This window comes from Streptomyces europaeiscabiei, from assembly GCF_036346855.1.
GTDB classification, from domain to species: domain Bacteria; phylum Actinomycetota; class Actinomycetes; order Streptomycetales; family Streptomycetaceae; genus Streptomyces; species Streptomyces europaeiscabiei.
On sequence record NZ_CP107841.1, the window covers coordinates 3,751,746 to 3,769,052 of the forward strand.

Genomic DNA, 17,307 nt, shown 5'->3' on the forward strand with positions numbered 1-17,307 from the left:
CCCGCTCCGCAGCCCACTTATTCATTCGTCCCCGGGTCCGTCCGCTGTCCAGGATCCGGGGATGACTTTTTCCCAGAAACCCGTGCTCACCGGTGAGAGGGCCGTGCTGCGGCCGTTCACCGAATACGACGCGACGGCATCGTGGACCGGGCGAGCGGTGAACTGGTGGGTGAGGCCGTGCTCAATGTGAGGGTCCCCCCGGTTCGAGCGAAGCAGAGAACTGGGGGAGGGACGAGGCCAACCGCAGCTGCTGCTTCCGGATTCTGATCGGGCCTGGCGGACGGGGCCGGGGGCTGGGCACGGAGGCCGTGCGACTGACGGTCGGGCATGCCTTCGAGGGGCTGGGGCTGCATCGCGTGTCGTTGTACGTCCACACCCACAACCGTTCCTAGAGACTGAGCGGGAGTGAGTCCTGTTGCCAGAACCCATGCTCAGCCGAACGCCCCGGACGGTGTTGGGCGTTCTGGTTGCCCGCGTTCGCTCCGCGTCCGGGCGGCACGGATCGTGTCCGTGGTCCGGGAACGCGGGGGCGGGGTCCCTCACGCCCAGGAACATCCGGTCGGGCCTGGACGGTCCGATGCCCCACACGATCACTCCGGTCGTGTGGGGGCGGTGCCGTCCGTCGCCGGATCGGGTGTTGTTGGGCGCGCCTTCCGATCGCCACGGCGGCAGCCTCGTGGCGAGTGGTCTTACGAGTCGTGCTGGTGAGGGGTTTCTGCCAGTGTTGGGCGCCCCAGCGGCTGGTGTAGGCGGGGTCGACGGCGATGACCGCGACACCCGTCTGATCCGCCATCGAGGAGAGCCGACCGCGGAGTCTCCCGGTGGGCATACCGGAGATCAACTGCCGGAAGCGTTTTTTGCGGCCCTGCTTCTCCCGGGTCTTCTCCGCACCGAAGTCCAGGTCCTCCACCGCGATCGCCTTCACACCACACGTTTGGGCCCAGTGCAGGAGGCGGGTGAGGGCGTGGCGGACCTGCGCGTCGCGGTGTTCGGCGCTGCCGGTCAGGCCGTAGAAGAAACGGCGCGGGCTGCCGGTGGGGTTGCCATGGGCATCCAGGCGCCAGGAGGCCAGGTGGCCGGCGTTCATGTCGACGCCGATCACGCCGTGGGCGAGCGCGGCCTCGATGGGGATGGTCTGTGCGACCGGGAGCTGCCAGGACGCGGTCAGATAGCAGCGGTCCCGGCCGGTATCCAGGTGGATGCGGTAGGCGATCGCCCGGTTGGCCGCAACGCGGTCCGCCCACTCACCGCCCCGGTGCGCGAACACGACCCGACCTGCGAGGACGTAGCGGCCGTGCGGGGCGTTCGCCAGATGCGCCAGCGGCGCGGGCAACTTGATGCTCACCTCGCCGTCGGGGCTGATCCGGATGGTCTCGTTGCCGTGGCGCTTGCCGGACTCCCCGTCCGCCTGGCAGAACCAACGCTCCGCCTCCCAGCCCCGGCGCCACTGCGACTGGGTGAGCCGGGCAGCCTCCAGGTGGTGGCGGGCATGGGCCAGGCGTTTACCGCCACGTACGACGTGGACGAGGCCGGCCTCACGGTCGGCCCGCGCGGCAGCCAGCCGGTCCTGCAGTACCCGCAGCCGCCGCGACTTCGCATGCCACTCCCGCCGGGACCGGTAACCCCCCGGCGCCTTCCTCGTCCCCTTCTGCCCCACCGGCAGGGACAGCCGGTTCTCGATGGTGCGGATGCCGACTTCCAGGTGCTGGATGTGCGCCAGCTGGCAGCGCCGGGCCAGCGCCCACTGGTCGTGCGAGGCTTTGCTGATCGACCCCGCCCACCGTGACGACGACAGCGGCGTCAGCTCCCGCTTACGCACCGCCCACGCCTCACCGGAATGCGACAGGCCGTCCCGGCACCGTGTCTTGAGGTCCTTCGAGACCAGCGACCCCAGATACGCCCCCACCAGACGCAGCACCTGCTCATCGCCGGGCGTCACGTGCTTCAGACGGGTCCGGACAGCCACACCGCCCGGGCCGGACGCGACGAACGACGGCGCCACACTCCTCAGCCCACCCACCCCGTCACCCCCACCCGAAGAACCCTGCCGCCATGACGAACGAGCACCACCCAGGAAGGTCACACATTCGACGCAAGAACGTCAGTTCCCTGCCGCAAGACGACCCCACCGCCGAGATACACGACACGACACCGCCCGCCCTCACTGCCGCTCACCAGAACGCCCTTGAACGCACTCCAGCGCCAGCAGCTCCAAACCCCCGGGCCCAACACGCCTACGAGAAGGCCGGCTTCGTGGCCGAGGGGGTCGAGCGGCAGACCCTGTGGCAGGACGGAGAGTGGATCGACACCGTGCGGATGTCGGTCCTCGCGCCGGAGTGGGCCGCCCACCAGGGGCGGCCCGACATGGGGCGGGGCCAGCCGGGCGGGCGGGGCGAGCCGCGTGGGCGGGTCAGCTCCACGGCTCGATGACCGTCACTCCGCTGCCGGGTGCCGTGCCCATCGCCGCGAGGGCGGCGGGGGCCGCGTCCAGGGGGATCGTCGTGGTCACCAGGAGGTCGGGGCGGAGGACTCCCGCCCGGACCAGCTCCAGCATCCGGGGGTAGGCGTGGGCCGCCATGCCGTGGCTGCCCAGGAGTTCGAGCTCCAGGGCGACCGCTCGGGCCATGGGGACGGGGGTGGTGCCCGTCTCGGACGGGAGCAGGCCCACCTGGATATGGCGGCCTCGGCGGCGGAGGCTGTTGACGGAGGCCGCGCAGGTGGCCGGGGAGCCGAGGGCGTCGAGGGAGAGGTGGGCGCCGCCGCCGGTCAGCTCGCGGATCGCTGTGGCTGTGTCTGGTTCCACCGACGCGTTCACGCACTCCGCCGCGCCGAACTTGCGGGCCAGGTCCAGGGCCTGAGGGGAGATGTCCACGGCGATCACCCGCGCGCCGGAGGCCGCCGCGATCATCACGGCGGAGAGGCCCACACCGCCGCAGCCGTGGACCGCGACCCACTCCCCCGGCCCGACGCGGCCCTGTGCGACGACCGCGCGGAATGCCGTGGCGAAGCGGCAGCCCAGTGCGGCGGCCGTGCCGTACGACAGCTCGTCCGGCAGCGCCACCAGGTTCACATCGGCATGGTCCAGGGCGACGTACTGGGCGTACGAGCCCCAGTGGGTGAAGCCCGGCTGGGTCTGCCGCTCGCACACCTGCTGGTCCCCGGCCGCGCAGGCGGCGCAGGTGCCGCAGGCGCACACGAACGGGACGGTGACGCGGTCGCCGGGGCGCCATGCGGTCACCGCCGTGCCGGTCGCCTCCACGACGCCGGCGAGTTCGTGGCCGGGGACGTGCGGGAGGGTGATGTCGGGGTCGTGGCCCTGCCAGCCGTGCCAGTCGCTGCGGCAGAGGCCGGTGGCTTCCACCCGTACGACGACTCCGTGAGGGGTGGGGGTGGGGGCCGCGACGTCCTTCACCGTGGCCGGTTCTCCGAACTGCTCGAACACGACTGCGCGCATGTGTCCCACCTTTCGACTGCGGCGGGCCGGTGATCGTGCTCCCTGCCGGTCCGGACCTGCCCCGGTCAGCATCGCATCGCCGGGCAGAGGGTTCTCGCCCCCGCCGCCCCTACCCGTCCCCTCCCCAGGGGCTGTGCCCCTTCGACGCCCTTTTGACCTCCGGTCGGCTTTCCTGGGGCTGTCGCCCCAGGCCCCGCCCGGGGCGAGAGGGCGGCTGACGTGATTCTTGTCCGTGCCGGAGCGTCGTGGCTTGTCGCGCAGTTCCCCGCGCCCCTGGAGGCACGACGGCCCTTCGGGCCTGTCGTGCCACCTCCCGTTGGGGCGTCCGTCCGTCTTGTTCGTCTCTCAGACTCCGGGGCTGCTCGAGACGGGCTCCGGCTCCTTCGACTTCTCCTCGGTCTTCGGGGGTACCACCGGCGCCTGTTCACCCTCGCTCAGGCCGAACCTCTCGTGGAACCTCCTCAGCGGGGCCGGTGCCCACCAGGTGGCGCGGCCTGTCAGGCGCATCACCGCCGGGACCAGGAGGCTGCGGATGACCATGGCGTCCATGAGGACGGCGAGGGCTATGCCGAGGCCGAGCATCTTGGTGTTGGTGACTCGGGAGGTGCCTATGGCGATCATGACGACGGCGAGGATGACGGCGGCGGCGGTGATGAGGCCGCCGGTGCGTTGGAGGCCGAAGCGGACGGAGGCCGTGTGGTCGCCGGTGTGGTCGTACTCCTCCTTGATGCGGGAGAGCAGGAAGACGCCGTAGTCCATGGAGAGACCGAAGGCCACGCAGAACATCAGGACCGGGAGGGTCGTCTCTATGGAACCCGGGCTGGTGAAGGCGAGGAGGCCGGAGAGGTTGCCGTCCTGGAAGACCCAGACCAGCGCGCCGAACATCGCGGTGAGACTGAGGGCGTTCAGCAGGACCGCCTGGAGGGGGATCAGCACGCTGCCGGTCAGGAGGAAGACCAGGATCAGGGTGACGATCGCTATGAAGGAGAGGGCCCAGGGGAGGCCGTCCCCTATCGCCGCCTTCGTGTCCACCAGGACCGCCGCCGTGCCCGTCACCGAGGTGTCGAAGGGGGCGTCCATCGCCCGGATGTCGTCCACCAGGCGCTGCGCGCCCTCGTCGACCGCCTCACCCTTCGGCTGCACGGTGAAGTAGGCCCAGTCGCCCTGGACCAGTGGTCCGTCCACCCGGAGCACCTCGGGCAGGTCCGCCAGCCGCTCCTTGTAGGCGGCGTACTGCGTCTTCGCCGCCTTTCCTTCCGCCAGCACCGCCAGGCCGCCGCCGGGGGTTCCCGGGAAGCCGTCCCTGAGGTGCTGTTGGACGACATGGGACTCGGCGGTCGAGGGGAGCTGGCGGTCGTCGGCCGTGCCGAACTTCACGCCCAGGAAGGGGAGGCCGAGAAGGACCAGGCCCGCTGTCGTGGCGATGGCGAAGTACGGGGCGCGGCGCATGACGAGGGCTGCCATGCGGCCCCAGGCCGCGCCGTCCTCCGCGACCGGGGAGTCGCTCCCTTCGGTGTCCGACCTCTTGCGGCGCTTGAACAGCTTGCGCAGGTCCCAGGCGTTGACGCGCTCGCCCAGGAGGACCAGGGCCGCGGGGAGGAGGATCAGGGCCGCCGCCGCGGCCAGGAGGACCACCGCGATGCCCGCGTAGGCGAAGGACTTCAGGAAGTACTGCGGGAATACCATCATGGCCGCCAGGGAGACGGCGACCGTGAGGGCGGAGAAGAGGACCGTGCGGCCGGCTGTGCGCAGGGTGGTGGCGACGGCCGTCAAGGAGTCGGCGCCGGTGGCCAGTTCCTCGCGGAATCGGCGCACGATGAACAGGGCGTAGTCGATCGCGAGGCCGAGGCCCATGGCCGTGGTGAGGTTCAGGGCGAAGACCGAGACGTCGGTGACCTCGGTGAGGCCGCGCAGGATCGCGTTGGTGCCGAGGATCGCGACGATGCCCACGCCCAGCGGCAGCAGGGCGGCGACCGCGCTGCCGAAGACCATGACCAGCAGGACGAGGGTCACCGGCAGAGCGATCATCTCGGCCCGCAGCAGGTCCTCCTGGATGATCGTCTGCATCTCGTGGCGCACGGCGAGAATGCCGCCGACCTTGACCTCGACCGGGCCGTGTGTGCCGCGGAACTCGGGCGCGATGCGGTCCAGGGTCTTGTTCACCGCCGTCTCGTCGCCGGTGAGGCGGGCCGCTATCAGCCCCTCCCGGCCGTCCTCCGCGCGCAGGGTCGGCGCGCCGGTCTGCCAGTAGGAGCCGACGCCCGTGACGCCCTTCTCGGCGGCGAGCCGCTCGGTCAGCTGCTTCGCCTCGGCGGCGACGGCCGGATCGTCGACCGAGGCGCCGCCCGCGTCGACCAGCAGCAGGAAGTTCGGGTTGGAGTCGGGGAACTCGCGTTCCAGGGCCTTCGTCGCGTAGGTGGACTGGGCGGCCGGGTCCTCCCAGCCGCCGCTGCCGAGACGGTCGGCCACATCGCTCCCCGCCACGACCGCGAGAGCGGTGAGCAGCAGGGCGACGAGCAGGGAGAGCCGGGGGCGGGCGGTCACGAACCGGGTCCAGCCTCCCACTCGGGGTGGCCGGTTGACTTCGGTCATGGTGCGGTGTCCCCTTCACTCTGATCCGTCGCTCTGATCCGTGCTGTGCGCTGTCGGGCAGCACGGGAGCACCGAGCCATACACTGGAAAACACGAGACATCGCTCGCGTTTCTCAAGAATGCGAGCGACCACTCGCGTTTGTCAATCACGTCCGGAAAGCTGGGGATAACGCGTGCCCGTGAACCAGGAGAAGGAGCAGCCGCGCCGCCGTCAGGCCCGCGGCGAGCGCCGCATCGCCCAACTCCTCGAAGCCGCGGCCTCCGTGTTCTGCTCGACCGGGTACACCGCCGCCAGCACCAACGCCATCGCCCGCGAGGCCGGGGTCTCGCCGGGCACGCTGTACCAGTTCTTCCCGAACAAGGAAGCGATCGCGATCGAGCTGAGCGAGCGGCTCATGCGCGAGATGCGGGAGACGTACGGAGAGGCGCTCGCGCCCGTGGACCCGGCGACCCCGCTGGAGGAGGCGGTCGGCGCCGCCGTCGACCGCTTCATCGACTTCAACTGCCGGCACCCGGTGATCTTCACGCTGATGCACGGCCCGGACGTCCCCGGCCGGATCGCCGAGCAGCACGACGCCCTGCACACGGCCCTGCTCGCGCGGATCGAGGCACTGCTCGCCCCCTTCCTGTCCGACACACCGGCCGCCGACATCACCCGTACCGCGCACGTCTGCGTGGCCATGTACAAGGCGGGCCTGGAGCTGGTGCTCGGCCGCGAGGGCGCCGAGCGCGACGCGTACGTCCAGGAACTGAAGAACGTCCTGCTCCGCTACCTGGAGCCCCTGGTGTGCGACCACCCGCCCGCCGCCCTCTCGAACACCCCCCGCCCTCCGGCCCTCTGACACTCCCGGGCGCGGCCCACGAGCACCCGCCGCGCCCCGGACACCCCCGGCACCCCACCCGCCCCGCCCGACCCCTCTTGGATTCATACCCCTAGGGGGTATAAGGTGGACGCTCTGAAGGGTTACTCGGACCCAGACACCCCGACGAGGAGTAACGACATGACCGTCGAGACCGACACCCAGGGCTCCGTCACCGCCGTCTACCAGGTGAGCGGAATGAGCTGCGGGCACTGCGAAGGCGCCGTTTCGGGCGAGATCACCCAGCTCGCCGGTGTCTCCTCCGTGAAGGCCGTCGCCTCCACCGGTGAGGTCACCGTGGTCTCGGCCGCCCCCCTCGACGAGGAGGCCGTACGCGCCGCCGTCGACGAGGCGGGCTTCGAGCTGGTCGGCAGGGCCTGAGGCCGGGCACGGGTACGGACGTCAGGGGCACGGACATGACGAGCACCACCGCGGCAGCCCCGGCAAGCGCGCCCGTCCATGAGGTCGAGCTGACCATCGGCGGGATGACCTGCGCCTCCTGCGCGGCCCGCGTCGAGAAGAAGCTCAACCGCCTGGACGGGGTCACGGCGTCGGTGAACTACGCGACGGAGAAGGCGAAGGTCAGCTACCCCGCGGGGGTGGCGGTCGCCGACCTGATCGCCACCGTGGTGAAGACGGGCTACACGGCCGAGGAGCCACCGCCCCCGGCTCCCCCGGAGACCGCCGCGGAACCGGCGACGGAGGACGGGACCGACCCCGAACTCGCTTCCCTGCGGCAGCGCCTCACCGTCTCGACCCTGCTCGCGCTCCCCGTGATCCTCATGTCCATGGTGCCCGCCCTGCAGTTCGACAACTGGCAGTGGCTCTCACTGACGCTCACCGCGCCGGTCGTCGTATGGGGCGGGCTGCCCTTCCACCGGGCCGCGTTCACCAACCTCCGGCACGGCGCGGCCACGATGGACACGCTCGTCTCGGTGGGCACGCTCGCCGCCTTCGGCTGGTCCCTGTGGGCCCTCTTCTGGGGCCACGCCGGCATGCCGGGCATGCGGCACGGTTTCGAGTTCACCGTCTCGCGCACCTCGGGCTCGTCGACGATCTACCTCGAAGTGGCTGCCGGGGTCGTGGCGTTCATCCTGCTCGGCCGCTATCTGGAGGCCCGCTCCAAGCGTCGCGCGGGCGCCGCGCTCAAGGCGCTGCTGAAGCTGGGCGCCAAGGACGTCTCGGTGCTCCGCCAGGGTCGCGAGGTGCGGATCCCGGTGGGACGGCTCGCCGTCGGCGACCGTTTCGTCGTACGCCCCGGGGAGAAGTTCGCCACCGACGGGACCGTCGTGGAGGGCGCCTCCGCCGTCGACGCGTCCATGCTGACCGGCGAGTCGGTGCCGGTGGACGTGACGGCCGGGGACGCCGTCACGGGTGCGACCGTGAACGCCGGGGGCCGGCTGGTCGTCGAGGCGACCCGGATCGGCGCGGACACCCAGCTGGCCCGGATGGCGCGGCTGGTGGAGGACGCGCAGAACGGCAAGGCGGAGGTGCAGCGGCTCGCCGACCGGATCTCGGCGGTCTTCGTCCCCGTCGTCATCCTGATCGCGGTCGCCACCTTCGGCGCCTGGCTCGGCCTCACGGACGACACCACCGCCGCCTTCACGGCGGCCGTCGCGGTGCTGATCATCGCCTGCCCGTGCGCGCTCGGCCTCGCGACCCCGACCGCCCTGATGGTCGGCACCGGCCGTGGCGCCCAGCTCGGCATCCTCATCAAGGGCCCCGAGGTCCTGGAGTCCACCCGCCGCGTCGACACCGTCGTCCTGGACAAGACCGGCACCGTCACCACCGGCCGGATGACGCTCCGGAAGGTGCACGTCGCCGAGGACGCCCCCGACGACGTCACCGAGGAGGACGTACTGCGCCTCGCGGGCGCCGTCGAACACGCCTCCGAACACCCGGTGGGCCGGGCGATCGCCGCGGGCGCCGAGGACCGGGTGGGCGCACTGCCGCCCGTCGAGGGTTTCGAGAACCTGCCCGGTAAGGGCGTACGCGGCCGCGTGGAGGGCTACGGCGTCCAGGTGGGCCGGATCCTCGAAGGACCGCTCCCCGAGTCCCTGAACAGCGCCAAGGAGGCCGCCGAGGGCGAAGGGCACACTGCGGTCGTGGTCACCCGCGACGGAGTGGCACTCGGTGTCGTCACGGTCGCCGACGCGGTCAAGGAGACCAGCGCCGAGGCCGTACGGCGGCTGCGGGCGCTCGGGCTCACACCGGTGCTGCTGACCGGGGACAACGAGCGGGTGGCCCGGTCCGTGGCCGCCGCGGTCGGCATCTCCCCCGAGCACGTGATCGCCGAGGTGCTGCCCGAGGACAAGGTCGACGTCGTACGCCGCCTCCAGGGCGAGGGCCATACGGTCGCGATGGTCGGGGACGGGGTCAACGACGCGGCCGCGCTGGCCACGGCCGACCTGGGGCTCGCCATGGGCACCGGAACGGACGCGGCGATCGAGGCGGGCGACCTGACGCTCGTCCGCGGGGACCTGCGGGTGGCCGCCGACGCCATCCGACTGTCGCGCCGGACCCTGTCCACCATCAAGGGCAATCTGGCCTGGGCCTTTGGATACAACCTGGCGGCGCTGCCGCTGGCCGCCGCCGGGCTGCTCAACCCGATGATCGCAGGGGCCGCTATGGCCTTTTCGTCCGTTTTCGTGGTAACGAACAGCTTGCGACTCAGGACATTTTCGTGACCGCCGGGCAAAAGTCCCTCTAGAGTCCGGAAGCAGCCTCACATAAGCTCTTCACAAGGCTCGCGCATCATCCTTACGCTGGGGCCTCGATCACCGATTCGCGTCTCTTGCGCATCTTCAGGACATGCGGCAAGAGACGCAGATCACAGTGGTGTGAACGTAACCACTGAAGGGGTTCGTGAGTCTAAGTTGGCGATGTCAGAAGCGTCTTGGGGGGCGTGACTGACATCTGGGGATGTCTTGGGGGACGTTCCCGGAATTGCGTTGCCGGGGCACGTGCACCGGGGAGCTTTGAGCGGCCCTCCCGTACGTACGCGTCCCGGCAGACCGCACACCGCCGCACAACAGAGAGATACAAGTAGGACGAGTTCTGCTCGTTCTGCTCAGCGATTCAGGCGCTGGTCCACCAGACGCCCGGCCGGATCCCGTGGGGGGAATCCGCACCGGGACATGGGAAGGCGCCCTGCTCGCCGGCCCGTGGGGGGACCAGCGTTGCAGGGCGCCTTCTCTCATTCTTTTTGGGGCTCGGTTCGCCTCCGGGGCACCCAAGCCGGTGTCGAGGCGGCGATCGTGCTCGAGCCTTCGGGCCTCCGCGCGATCGCCGTCTCTACACCGGCGCACCCCTTCGGCTCACTCGCCGTAGGGCGCCCTCTTCTGTGGTGCGACAAAGCAGTCAGCCCCAGTGGGGCAAGCCAAGGGGCCCGTACGGATGATCTTCCGTACGGGCCCCTTGGCCTGCAAAGTACTCGGCGCGCAGGGTCAGCGGGCCTCTACCGGGACGAAGTCGCGCTCGACCACGCCCGTGTAGATCTGGCGCGGGCGGCCGATGCGGGAGCCGGGCTCCTTGATCATCTCGTGCCACTGGGCGATCCAGCCCGGGAGGCGGCCGAGGGCGAAGAGAACCGTGAACATCTCGGTCGGGAAGCCCATGGCGCGGTAGATCAGACCCGTGTAGAAGTCCACGTTCGGGTAGAGGTTGCGCGAGACGAAGTACTCGTCCGAGAGCGCGTGCTCCTCCAGCTTCAGCGCGATGTCCAGCAGCTCGTCGGACTTGCCGAGGGCCGAGAGGACGTCGTGCGCGGCGGCCTTGATGATCTTGGCGCGCGGGTCGAAGGACTTGTACACCCGGTGGCCGAAGCCCATCAGGCGGACGCCGTCCTCCTTGTTCTTCACCTTGCGGATGAAGGAGTCGACATCGCCGCCGTTCTGCTTGATGCCCTCCAGCATCTCCAGGACGGACTGGTTGGCGCCGCCGTGCAGCGGGCCCCAGAGCGCGGAGATACCGGCGGAGATCGAGGCGAACATGTTCGCCTGCGAGGAGCCGACCAGGCGCACGGTGGACGTCGAACAGTTCTGCTCGTGGTCCGCGTGCAGGATGAGCAGCTTGTCGAGCGCGGAGACGACGACCGGGTCGAGGTCGTACTCCTGGGCCGGGACCGAGAAGGTCATGCGCAGGAAGTTCTCGACGTAACCGAGGTCGTTGCGCGGGTAGACGAACGGGTGACCGATCGACTTCTTGTACGCGTACGCCGCGATGGTCGGCAGCTTGGCGAGCAGGCGGATCGTGGAGAGGTTCCGCTGCCGCTCGTCGAACGGGTTGTGGCTGTCCTGGTAGAACGTCGACAGTGCGCTGACCACGGAGGACAGCATCGCCATCGGGTGCGCGTCGCGCGGGAAGCCCCGGTAGAAGTTCTTGACGTCCTCGTGCAGCAGCGTGTGCTGCGTGATCTCGCCCTGGAAGGTGGCGAGCTCGTCGACGGTCGGAAGCTCGCCGTTGATCAGCAGGTACGCCACCTCAAGGAAGGTGGAGCGCTCGGCCAGCTGCTCGATCGGATAGCCGCGGTACCGAAGGATGCCCTGCTCGCCGTCGAGATAGGTGACGGCGGATTTATAGGCGGCGGTGTTGCCGTAACCGCTGTCCAGGGTGACCAGACCGGTCTGGGCCCGGAGCTTCCCGATGTCGAAGCCCTTGTCGCCGACGGTGCTGTCGATCACCGGGTAGGTGTACTCGCCGTCGCCGTACCGCAGTACTACAGAGTTGTCGCTCACGTCATCCCTCACCGACGTAGTGCCTCATCCTTGAGGTGCCCTGACTGTCTCTACCATCCCCCAATTGGCTCAGGAGAGTGCACTCGGGGTCGACCATCGGGCCCATCGGCGGCACTGAGTGCCGCCAACTTGCTCATCCTGCCCCCTCCGTCCGACATCTGGAAGGGCTGTGTGACCTTTACGACTCGTTTGATCGATCAAATTTCACTCACGGGTCGCTCGAACGGCACGAGAGGTTCCCCCGAAGAGAGCCCACAGCTACAAAACCCGTGGTGCGAGCCGGAAGTCGAGGGCCGTGCACCGTCGGCCGGCGGAGACCGTGCGGACCGCCTGGCCTATCGCCTTGCGGGAGCCGACGAGGACGACCAGCTTCTTCGCCCTGGTCACCGCCGTGTAGAGGAGGTTGCGCTGGAGCATCATCCAGGCTCCGGTGGTGACCGGGATCACCACGGCCGGGTACTCGCTGCCCTGGGACCGGTGGATCGTCACCGCGTAGGCGTGCGCCAGCTCGTCCAGTTCGTCGAACTCGTACGGCACCTCCTCGTCCTCGTCCGTCAGGACCGTGAGCCGCTGGTCGACCGGGTCCAGCGCGGTGACGACGCCGACGGTGCCGTTGAAGACGCCGTTCTCGCCCTTCTCGTAGTTGTTGCGGATCTGGGTGACCTTGTCGCCGACGCGGAAGACCCGGCCGCCGAACCGCTTCTCGGGCAGGTCGGGGCGGGCGGGGGTGATGGCCTGCTGGAGCAGCCCGTTGAGGTTGCCTGCGCCCGCCGGGCCCCGGTGCATGGGTGCCAGCACCTGCACGTCCCGGCGCGGGTCGAGCCCGAACCTGGCCGGGATGCGCCGGGCCGCCACGTCCACCGTGAGCCGCCCGGCCTCCTCCGTGTCGTCCTCGACGAAGAGGAAGAAGTCCTTCATACCGTCGGTGACCGGGTGGTGCCCGGAGTTGATCCGGTGCGCGTTGGACACCACGCCGGACTGCTGGGCCTGACGGAAGACCTTGGTGAGGCGGACGGCAGGGATCGGGCTGCCGTCGGCCAGGAGGTCGCGGAGGACCTCGCCGGCGCCGACGCTGGGGAGTTGGTCGACGTCGCCCACGAAGAGCAGATGCGCCCCCGGAGGCACCGCCTTGACCAGCTTGTTGGCCAGCAGGAGATCCAGCATCGAGGCCTCGTCGACGACCACCAGGTCGGCGTCCAGAGGACGGTCCTTGTCGTACGCCGCGTCGCCGCCCGGCTTCAGCTCCAGCAGGCGGTGGACGGTGGAGGCGTCGGCGCCGGTCAGCTCGGCGAGGCGCTTGGCGGCGCGGCCGGTGGGGGCGGCCAGCAGGACCTTCGCCTTCTTGGCGCGGGCCAGTTCGACGATCGAGCGGACGGTGAAGGACTTGCCGCAGCCGGGACCGCCGGTCAGGACGGCCACCTTCTTGGTCAGCGCGAGGCGTACGGCCGCCTCCTGCTCGGGGGCCAGCTCCGTGCCCGTACGCCCCCTCAGCCAGGCCAGCGCCTTGTCCCAGGCCACGTCGTGGAAGCCGGGCATACGGTCCTCGCCGGTGCGCAGGAGGCGCAACAACTGGGCGGAGAGGGAGAGTTCGGCACGGTGGAAGGGGACGAGATAGATCGCGGTGACCGGGTCGTCGTGCTCGCCGTTCTGACCGGGGACCTTCTCCCGTACGACGCCGGGGTCGCCGGAATCCTCGTCCGGCAGGGCGAGTTCGGCCAGGCACTCGATGACCAGGCCCGTGTCGACCTGGAGGAGTTTGACCGCGTCGGCGATCAGGCGCTCCTCCGGGAGGTAGCAGTTGCCCTGGTCGGTGGCCTGCGAAAGGGCGTACTGCAGGCCCGCCTTGACGCGCTCCGGGCTGTCGTGGGGAATGCCGACGGACTGGGCGATCTTGTCGGCGGTGAGGAAGCCGATGCCCCAGACGTCGGAGGCGAGGCGGTAGGGCTGGTTCTTCACCACGCCGATCGAGGCGTCGCCGTACTTCTTGTAGATGCGCACGGCGATGGACGTGGACACCTCCACCGTCTGGAGGAAGAGCATGACCTCCTTGATCGCCTTCTGTTCCTCCCAGGCGTCGGCGATCTTCTTGGTGCGCTTGGGGCCGAGGCCGGGGACCTCGATGAGGCGCTTCGGTTCCTCCTCGATGATCTGGAGGGTGTCCAGGCCGAAGTGCTGGGTGATGCGGTCGGCGAAGACCGGGCCGATGCCCTTGACCAGGCCGGAGCCGAGGTAACGGCGGATGCCCTGAATGGTGGCCGGGAGGACCGTCGTGTAGTTCTCGACGGTGAACTGTTTCCCGTACTGCGGGTGCGAGCCCCAGCGGCCCTCCATGCGCAGCGACTCGCCGGCCTGGGCACCGAGGAGGGCGCCGACGACGGTGAGGAGGTCGCCGCCGCCCCGGCCGGTGTCCACGCGCGCGACCGTGTAGCCGTTGTCCTCGTTCGCGTACGTGATGCGTTCGAGCACGCCTTCGAGTACGGCGAGCTGTCGTTCGCCCGGGGGGTTCCCCGCCTGTTGAGCCATGATCCGACGGTACCGGTGAGGTACGACAGAGGTGGCGGATCAGGTGCGGGAACGGGTTTTGAGGGCTGCGAGGAAGGAGGTGAAGGCGAGGGTGGAGAAGGTGAGGGTGGCCCGGGACGGGGTTTTGGAGTCGCGGATGGCTATGTGGGTGGGGGTGGGGGCTATCTCGACGCAGGCGTTGCCGTCGTCCGGGCCCGAGTAGGACGACTTCCGCCAGTTGCACATGGGCGCCTCACAGCTCTTTCGCCAGCCGGTCGATGAAGTCGCGCGACCGTTCGGGGTTGAGCGACACGGCTTCCACCTTACGGAAACGCGTTCGGAAGGCGTTGAGCTGTGCTTCGGAGTCGATGAACGCCGAGCCGGTGGGCACGTCTCGCACCACCGTGTCCAGTCTGGGCACCGAGCCACCCGCGTACGTCATGGTGCTGGCAGCTCTGGCGAAGCCGTCCAGGTCGAAGGGAACGACGCGCACCGAGATGTGGTCCGCTTCGGAGTGATCGAGAAGCTTGGCGAGTTGAGCTCGGGAGGCGGCGCGATCACCGACCCTGATGCGCAAGGCCGCCTCGTGGATCACCAACTCGTACGGGATCACGCGCCGCTGGCGCGCCATTCGGTGGCGGACACGCAACTCAAGTGGTGCGAGTTGGCCGCGGCGTAGAACCAAGACCGGCCTCGGCGGACCAGGCCGCTACTGACTTTGCCGGCGTGATGTCGTAGCTGACGCATGATGGTTTCGGTGGTAGGCCGGTTGCATGAGCTATCCGCAAGGGGGCGGGCTGACCGCGGAGCGGCAGGCGTTTCGTGAGCACATTCGATTGCAGACGGCCCATTTGTTCGCGGCTGGGAAAGGCCCGCCGGCTTACAAGCGGACCCTTCCCTACGATCGGACCGGCGGTCCGACGGAAGCTGACCGCACGTGACCACGGTGCGGGGCGCCGCTCACTGTTCGACAAGCGCCGGGCCGCCGGTGCAGGAGCGTGCCTTCACGCTGGCCCTACGCCGCTATGAGGTGTGCGCGCACTGCGACACCGGAAAACGACATACCCGACCACCAAGCCAACGAGGCTATTCTCTGCGGGGATATGCAGGTCCATCACGAGGGGCCTCTGCTCTCGCGGGCCCACTTCGCAAGATCACAGTGAATCTGCCGATTCGGCGCCCGATGCCCGGAGAGGTTGGAGACCGGATGGAAGCAATCCTTTTCGACGTCGACGGAGTCCTCATCGATTCGGGGGCAGCGCACGAACGCGTATGGAAGGCGTGGGCTGAACGGCGCGAGCTCGACCCTGATCATGTGTTCGCCGTGACCCAGGGGAAGCGACGAGTTGACACTCTCCGGGCTCTGGCTCCCCACCGTTCAGAGGACGAGGAGAACGAACTCCTCAACGCTCTCATGGCGAAGGAGGAGGCATCAATCCGCGCGTACTCGGGGGTGCGCGCGTTGCTGCGGGACCTGGCACCGGACCGATGGGCCGTGGTGACGTCCAGCAGGGGTGACGCGACCGTTCGCCGTTTCGAGGCAGAGGGGTTGCCCGTACCTGCGGTGCGGATCTGTGCGGAGAACGTGCCGGAGGGCAAACCCAGCCCCCTGGGTTACTTGGCTGCCGCCAAAGCGCTCGCGGTTGACCCGGCGGCCTGTGTGGTGGTGGAGGATTCCCCGGCCGGCGTCGAAGCCGGGTTGGCAGCGGGCTGCACGGTCTACGCCGTGGCCAGTACGCGCCCGGCCGAACAGCTTCGGGAAGCACACGTCACCTACGAAAGCTTCGACCAGATCGCTGACCGACTCAGGGAAGGTACGAACTCATGGCTGACGTCGCCTCGTACATAAAGCAGGACGCAGAGCTTTCAGCTGCTGAGGAGATCCGGACACACTGCTCGGATGGGCTGCCACTCAACTGGACCGAGCGTCAGACAAGGGAACCAATACAGCGACCGCAGCCTACTGGCGGGCTCAGTGCGATGCGTACGAGCAGTTGACGCGCACAATACCCCGCATGACAGCCGATGAGGTGAGTGACCTCATCGCCGCGCTCTCCCCCGTAGTGAAAGGCATGGTGAAGAAAGGATGAGTCTTGCAGGGTTGGATCCCAAGCGCTACAGCCTGCCCGGCAAGGAGCACGACCGGATCTACCGCAATGTGGTGCGACCTCGGGTGTGGAACATTCCAGCAGCTGAGCACCCCGCAGCCGTCATCCTCTGCGGAACTCCGGGCATGGGGAAATCCAGCGTTGCGCGTCAAATTCTGGCCAACGAGCCAGCCGCAAAAATCAGCAGTGACAAGCTCTCGAAGTTTCACCCGCGGTGGTCCCACCTCCTGGCCGCCGACGAATCGACCGCCGTGTCAAGGGGGGAGGGGCCCGACGTCGTGGTGATCACTCATCGGCCGGGCGGGAATCCGGTTCGATTGGCTGGAGCTTCCAACTCCTGCGGGGGACGTACTTGTTCGAGGTGACGACGTGGCGGCCCGGGTGTTCGCGCTTGTGACCCAGCCCCATCAGGTCTCGTCCCCCAGGCTCCCCGCCAGGTGAACGGCCGCGTCGACTTGCTCGTCCAACGGCGTCCATTTTCCCGGCCAGCCCCTGTACCTCACACACAACTCCCGGCCAACCGACTTCACCGACTCCACGCTCTCCGGCAGGTCCAGCCGGCGTATGTCCCGGGCGCGCAACCGTGTCGACGGCCGCTCCTCGGACAGGCGGACCAAGACCGCAGTCAACCACGCGGTCCCTGCCTCGCCCGCATCCTCGGTCGAGCAGACGATGCCCACCTCGACGCCGTCCCGGCGGCCCACGGCGAACAGTTCGCCGCGGAAGAGCGGGCTCGCCAGCAGTTCCCGGCGCTCCTCATGGGTGGGTTCGGCGCTGTTGGTGGTGAACGCGGCCAAGTCGGCTCCGCAACTCCACCCGTTACGGTCCGCCCAGGCCGTCAAGATCCGGCGGCTGTTCTCCCGCCGCTGTGCTGCGCGCTGTACTTCGCCGTGAGAGATGACGGTGACCCAAACGCCGGCCACGGCCAAGACAGCGGCGAGGAAAAGCAACATCTGCCACGGCCAGTCCCCGAAAACCCAGAAGGCAAGGAGGACCGCCGACCCGGCCGCTGCCGTGAAGGCACCCTGTATCAGGGATTCCCGCTGATCGTCCAT

Annotated in this window: 12 protein-coding genes and 4 pseudogenes; 8 read left to right on the forward strand and 8 right to left on the reverse strand. The window is 69.1% G+C overall.

All coding sequences use genetic code 11. The annotated features are described in order from the left end of the window. Positions 1-61: 61 nt before the first annotated feature. Positions 62-383 (forward strand): annotated as a pseudogene (locus OG858_RS16235) (GNAT family N-acetyltransferase); the annotation flags it as partial. 5 nt (positions 384-388) lie between these two features. Here the strand turns inward: OG858_RS16235 and OG858_RS16240 are convergent. Further along, positions 389-2,020 (reverse strand): transposase, encoded by a 1,632-nt coding sequence (locus tag OG858_RS16240; protein ID WP_328544772.1) that lies wholly within the window; start codon positions 2,018-2,020, stop codon positions 389-391. 194 nt (positions 2,021-2,214) lie between these two features. On the opposite strand from OG858_RS16240, the pseudogene OG858_RS16245 reads away from it, so the two are divergent. Next, positions 2,215-2,430 (forward strand): annotated as a pseudogene (locus OG858_RS16245) (GNAT family N-acetyltransferase); the annotation flags it as partial. On the opposite strand, the gene OG858_RS16250 reads toward OG858_RS16245, so the two are convergent. Continuing rightward, positions 2,411-3,454: a zinc-dependent alcohol dehydrogenase family protein gene (locus OG858_RS16250; protein WP_319322269.1), complete on the reverse strand. Its 1,044-nt coding sequence runs from the start codon at positions 3,452-3,454 to the stop codon at positions 2,411-2,413. The pseudogene OG858_RS16245 and the gene OG858_RS16250 sit on opposite strands and share 20 nt — an antisense overlap. Before the next feature lie 345 nt (positions 3,455-3,799). Next, positions 3,800-6,046: an MMPL family transporter gene (locus tag OG858_RS16255; RefSeq protein ID WP_328544771.1), complete on the reverse strand. Its 2,247-nt coding sequence runs from the start codon at positions 6,044-6,046 to the stop codon at positions 3,800-3,802. 173 nt (positions 6,047-6,219) lie between these two features. Here OG858_RS16255 and OG858_RS16260 point away from each other — a divergent pair, with 173 nt between their 5' ends. The 3 genes from OG858_RS16260 to OG858_RS16270 all read left to right on the forward strand — a co-directional run bounded on the left by OG858_RS16260 (position 6,220) and on the right by OG858_RS16270 (position 9,593). Next, positions 6,220-6,888 carry a TetR/AcrR family transcriptional regulator gene (locus OG858_RS16260; protein ID WP_327748880.1) on the forward strand — a complete coding sequence of 223 codons (669 nt, stop codon included), beginning with the start codon at positions 6,220-6,222 and terminating at the stop codon, positions 6,886-6,888. A gap of 159 nt (positions 6,889-7,047) precedes the next feature. Then, entirely contained in the window at positions 7,048-7,287 is a 240-nt protein-coding gene (locus OG858_RS16265) for a heavy-metal-associated domain-containing protein (RefSeq protein ID WP_086752458.1), read from the forward strand. A gap of 35 nt (positions 7,288-7,322) precedes the next feature. Continuing rightward, the gene (locus OG858_RS16270) at positions 7,323-9,593 is read left to right on the forward strand and encodes a heavy metal translocating P-type ATPase (RefSeq protein ID WP_328544770.1); all 2,271 of its coding nucleotides are present in this window, start codon (positions 7,323-7,325) and stop codon (positions 9,591-9,593) included. Positions 9,594-10,352: 759 nt separating this feature from the next. Here OG858_RS16270 and OG858_RS16275 read toward each other — a convergent pair. From OG858_RS16275 to OG858_RS16290, 4 genes and pseudogenes are all read right to left on the reverse strand, one after another. After that, complete coding sequence (locus OG858_RS16275) at positions 10,353-11,642, reverse strand: citrate synthase (RefSeq protein ID WP_037703262.1); 1,290 nt, start codon at positions 11,640-11,642, stop codon at positions 10,353-10,355. 258 nt (positions 11,643-11,900) lie between these two features. Further along, positions 11,901-14,165 carry an SF1B family DNA helicase RecD2 gene (gene recD2, locus OG858_RS16280; protein ID WP_086752454.1) on the reverse strand — a complete coding sequence of 755 codons (2,265 nt, stop codon included), beginning with the start codon at positions 14,163-14,165 and terminating at the stop codon, positions 11,901-11,903. A gap of 39 nt (positions 14,166-14,204) precedes the next feature. Then, the gene (locus OG858_RS16285) at positions 14,205-14,390 is read right to left on the reverse strand and encodes a DUF397 domain-containing protein (protein WP_319320172.1); all 186 of its coding nucleotides are present in this window, start codon (positions 14,388-14,390) and stop codon (positions 14,205-14,207) included. Between the two features lie 7 nt (positions 14,391-14,397). After that, positions 14,398-14,799: pseudogene (locus tag OG858_RS16290) on the reverse strand (Scr1 family TA system antitoxin-like transcriptional regulator); the annotation flags it as partial. Between the two features lie 118 nt (positions 14,800-14,917). On the opposite strand from OG858_RS16290, the pseudogene OG858_RS48510 reads away from it, so the two are divergent. The 3 genes and pseudogenes from OG858_RS48510 to OG858_RS48160 all read left to right on the forward strand — a co-directional run. Then, a pseudogene (locus OG858_RS48510) lies at positions 14,918-15,013 on the forward strand (helix-turn-helix domain-containing protein); the annotation flags it as partial. A 338-nt stretch (positions 15,014-15,351) separates the two neighbouring features. Beyond that, the gene (locus tag OG858_RS16295; RefSeq protein WP_256960934.1) at positions 15,352-15,993 is read left to right on the forward strand and encodes an HAD-IA family hydrolase; all 642 of its coding nucleotides are present in this window, start codon (positions 15,352-15,354) and stop codon (positions 15,991-15,993) included. 237 nt (positions 15,994-16,230) lie between these two features. Beyond that, positions 16,231-16,617: a zeta toxin family protein gene (locus OG858_RS48160; protein ID WP_406196568.1), complete on the forward strand. Its 387-nt coding sequence runs from the start codon at positions 16,231-16,233 to the stop codon at positions 16,615-16,617. Between the two features lie 42 nt (positions 16,618-16,659). Here OG858_RS48160 and OG858_RS16300 read toward each other — a convergent pair whose 3' ends face one another. Next, on the reverse strand, positions 16,660-17,307 hold the full coding sequence (locus tag OG858_RS16300; RefSeq protein ID WP_086752450.1) for a hypothetical protein: 648 nt from the start codon (positions 17,305-17,307) through the stop codon (positions 16,660-16,662).

Excerpts from the sequence above, each read along its gene's own strand:
- OG858_RS16250 (WP_319322269.1), bottom strand. The coding sequence starts at position 3,454 with ATGCGCGCAGTCGTGTTCGAGCAGTTCGGAGAACCGGCCACGGTGAAG.
- OG858_RS16255 (WP_328544771.1), bottom strand. The coding sequence starts at position 6,046 with ATGACCGAAGTCAACCGGCCACCCCGAGTGGGAGGCTGGACCCGGTTC.
- OG858_RS16265 (WP_086752458.1), top strand. The coding sequence starts at position 7,048 with ATGACCGTCGAGACCGACACCCAGGGCTCCGTCACCGCCGTCTACCAG.
- OG858_RS16270 (WP_328544770.1), top strand. The coding sequence starts at position 7,323 with ATGACGAGCACCACCGCGGCAGCCCCGGCAAGCGCGCCCGTCCATGAG.
- recD2 (WP_086752454.1), bottom strand. The coding sequence starts at position 14,165 with ATGGCTCAACAGGCGGGGAACCCCCCGGGCGAACGACAGCTCGCCGTA.
- OG858_RS16285 (WP_319320172.1), bottom strand. The coding sequence starts at position 14,390 with ATGTGCAACTGGCGGAAGTCGTCCTACTCGGGCCCGGACGACGGCAAC.
- OG858_RS16295 (WP_256960934.1), top strand. The coding sequence starts at position 15,352 with ATGGAAGCAATCCTTTTCGACGTCGACGGAGTCCTCATCGATTCGGGG.
- OG858_RS48160 (WP_406196568.1), top strand. The coding sequence starts at position 16,231 with ATGAGTCTTGCAGGGTTGGATCCCAAGCGCTACAGCCTGCCCGGCAAG.
- OG858_RS16300 (WP_086752450.1), bottom strand. The coding sequence starts at position 17,307 with ATGGACGATCAGCGGGAATCCCTGATACAGGGTGCCTTCACGGCAGCG.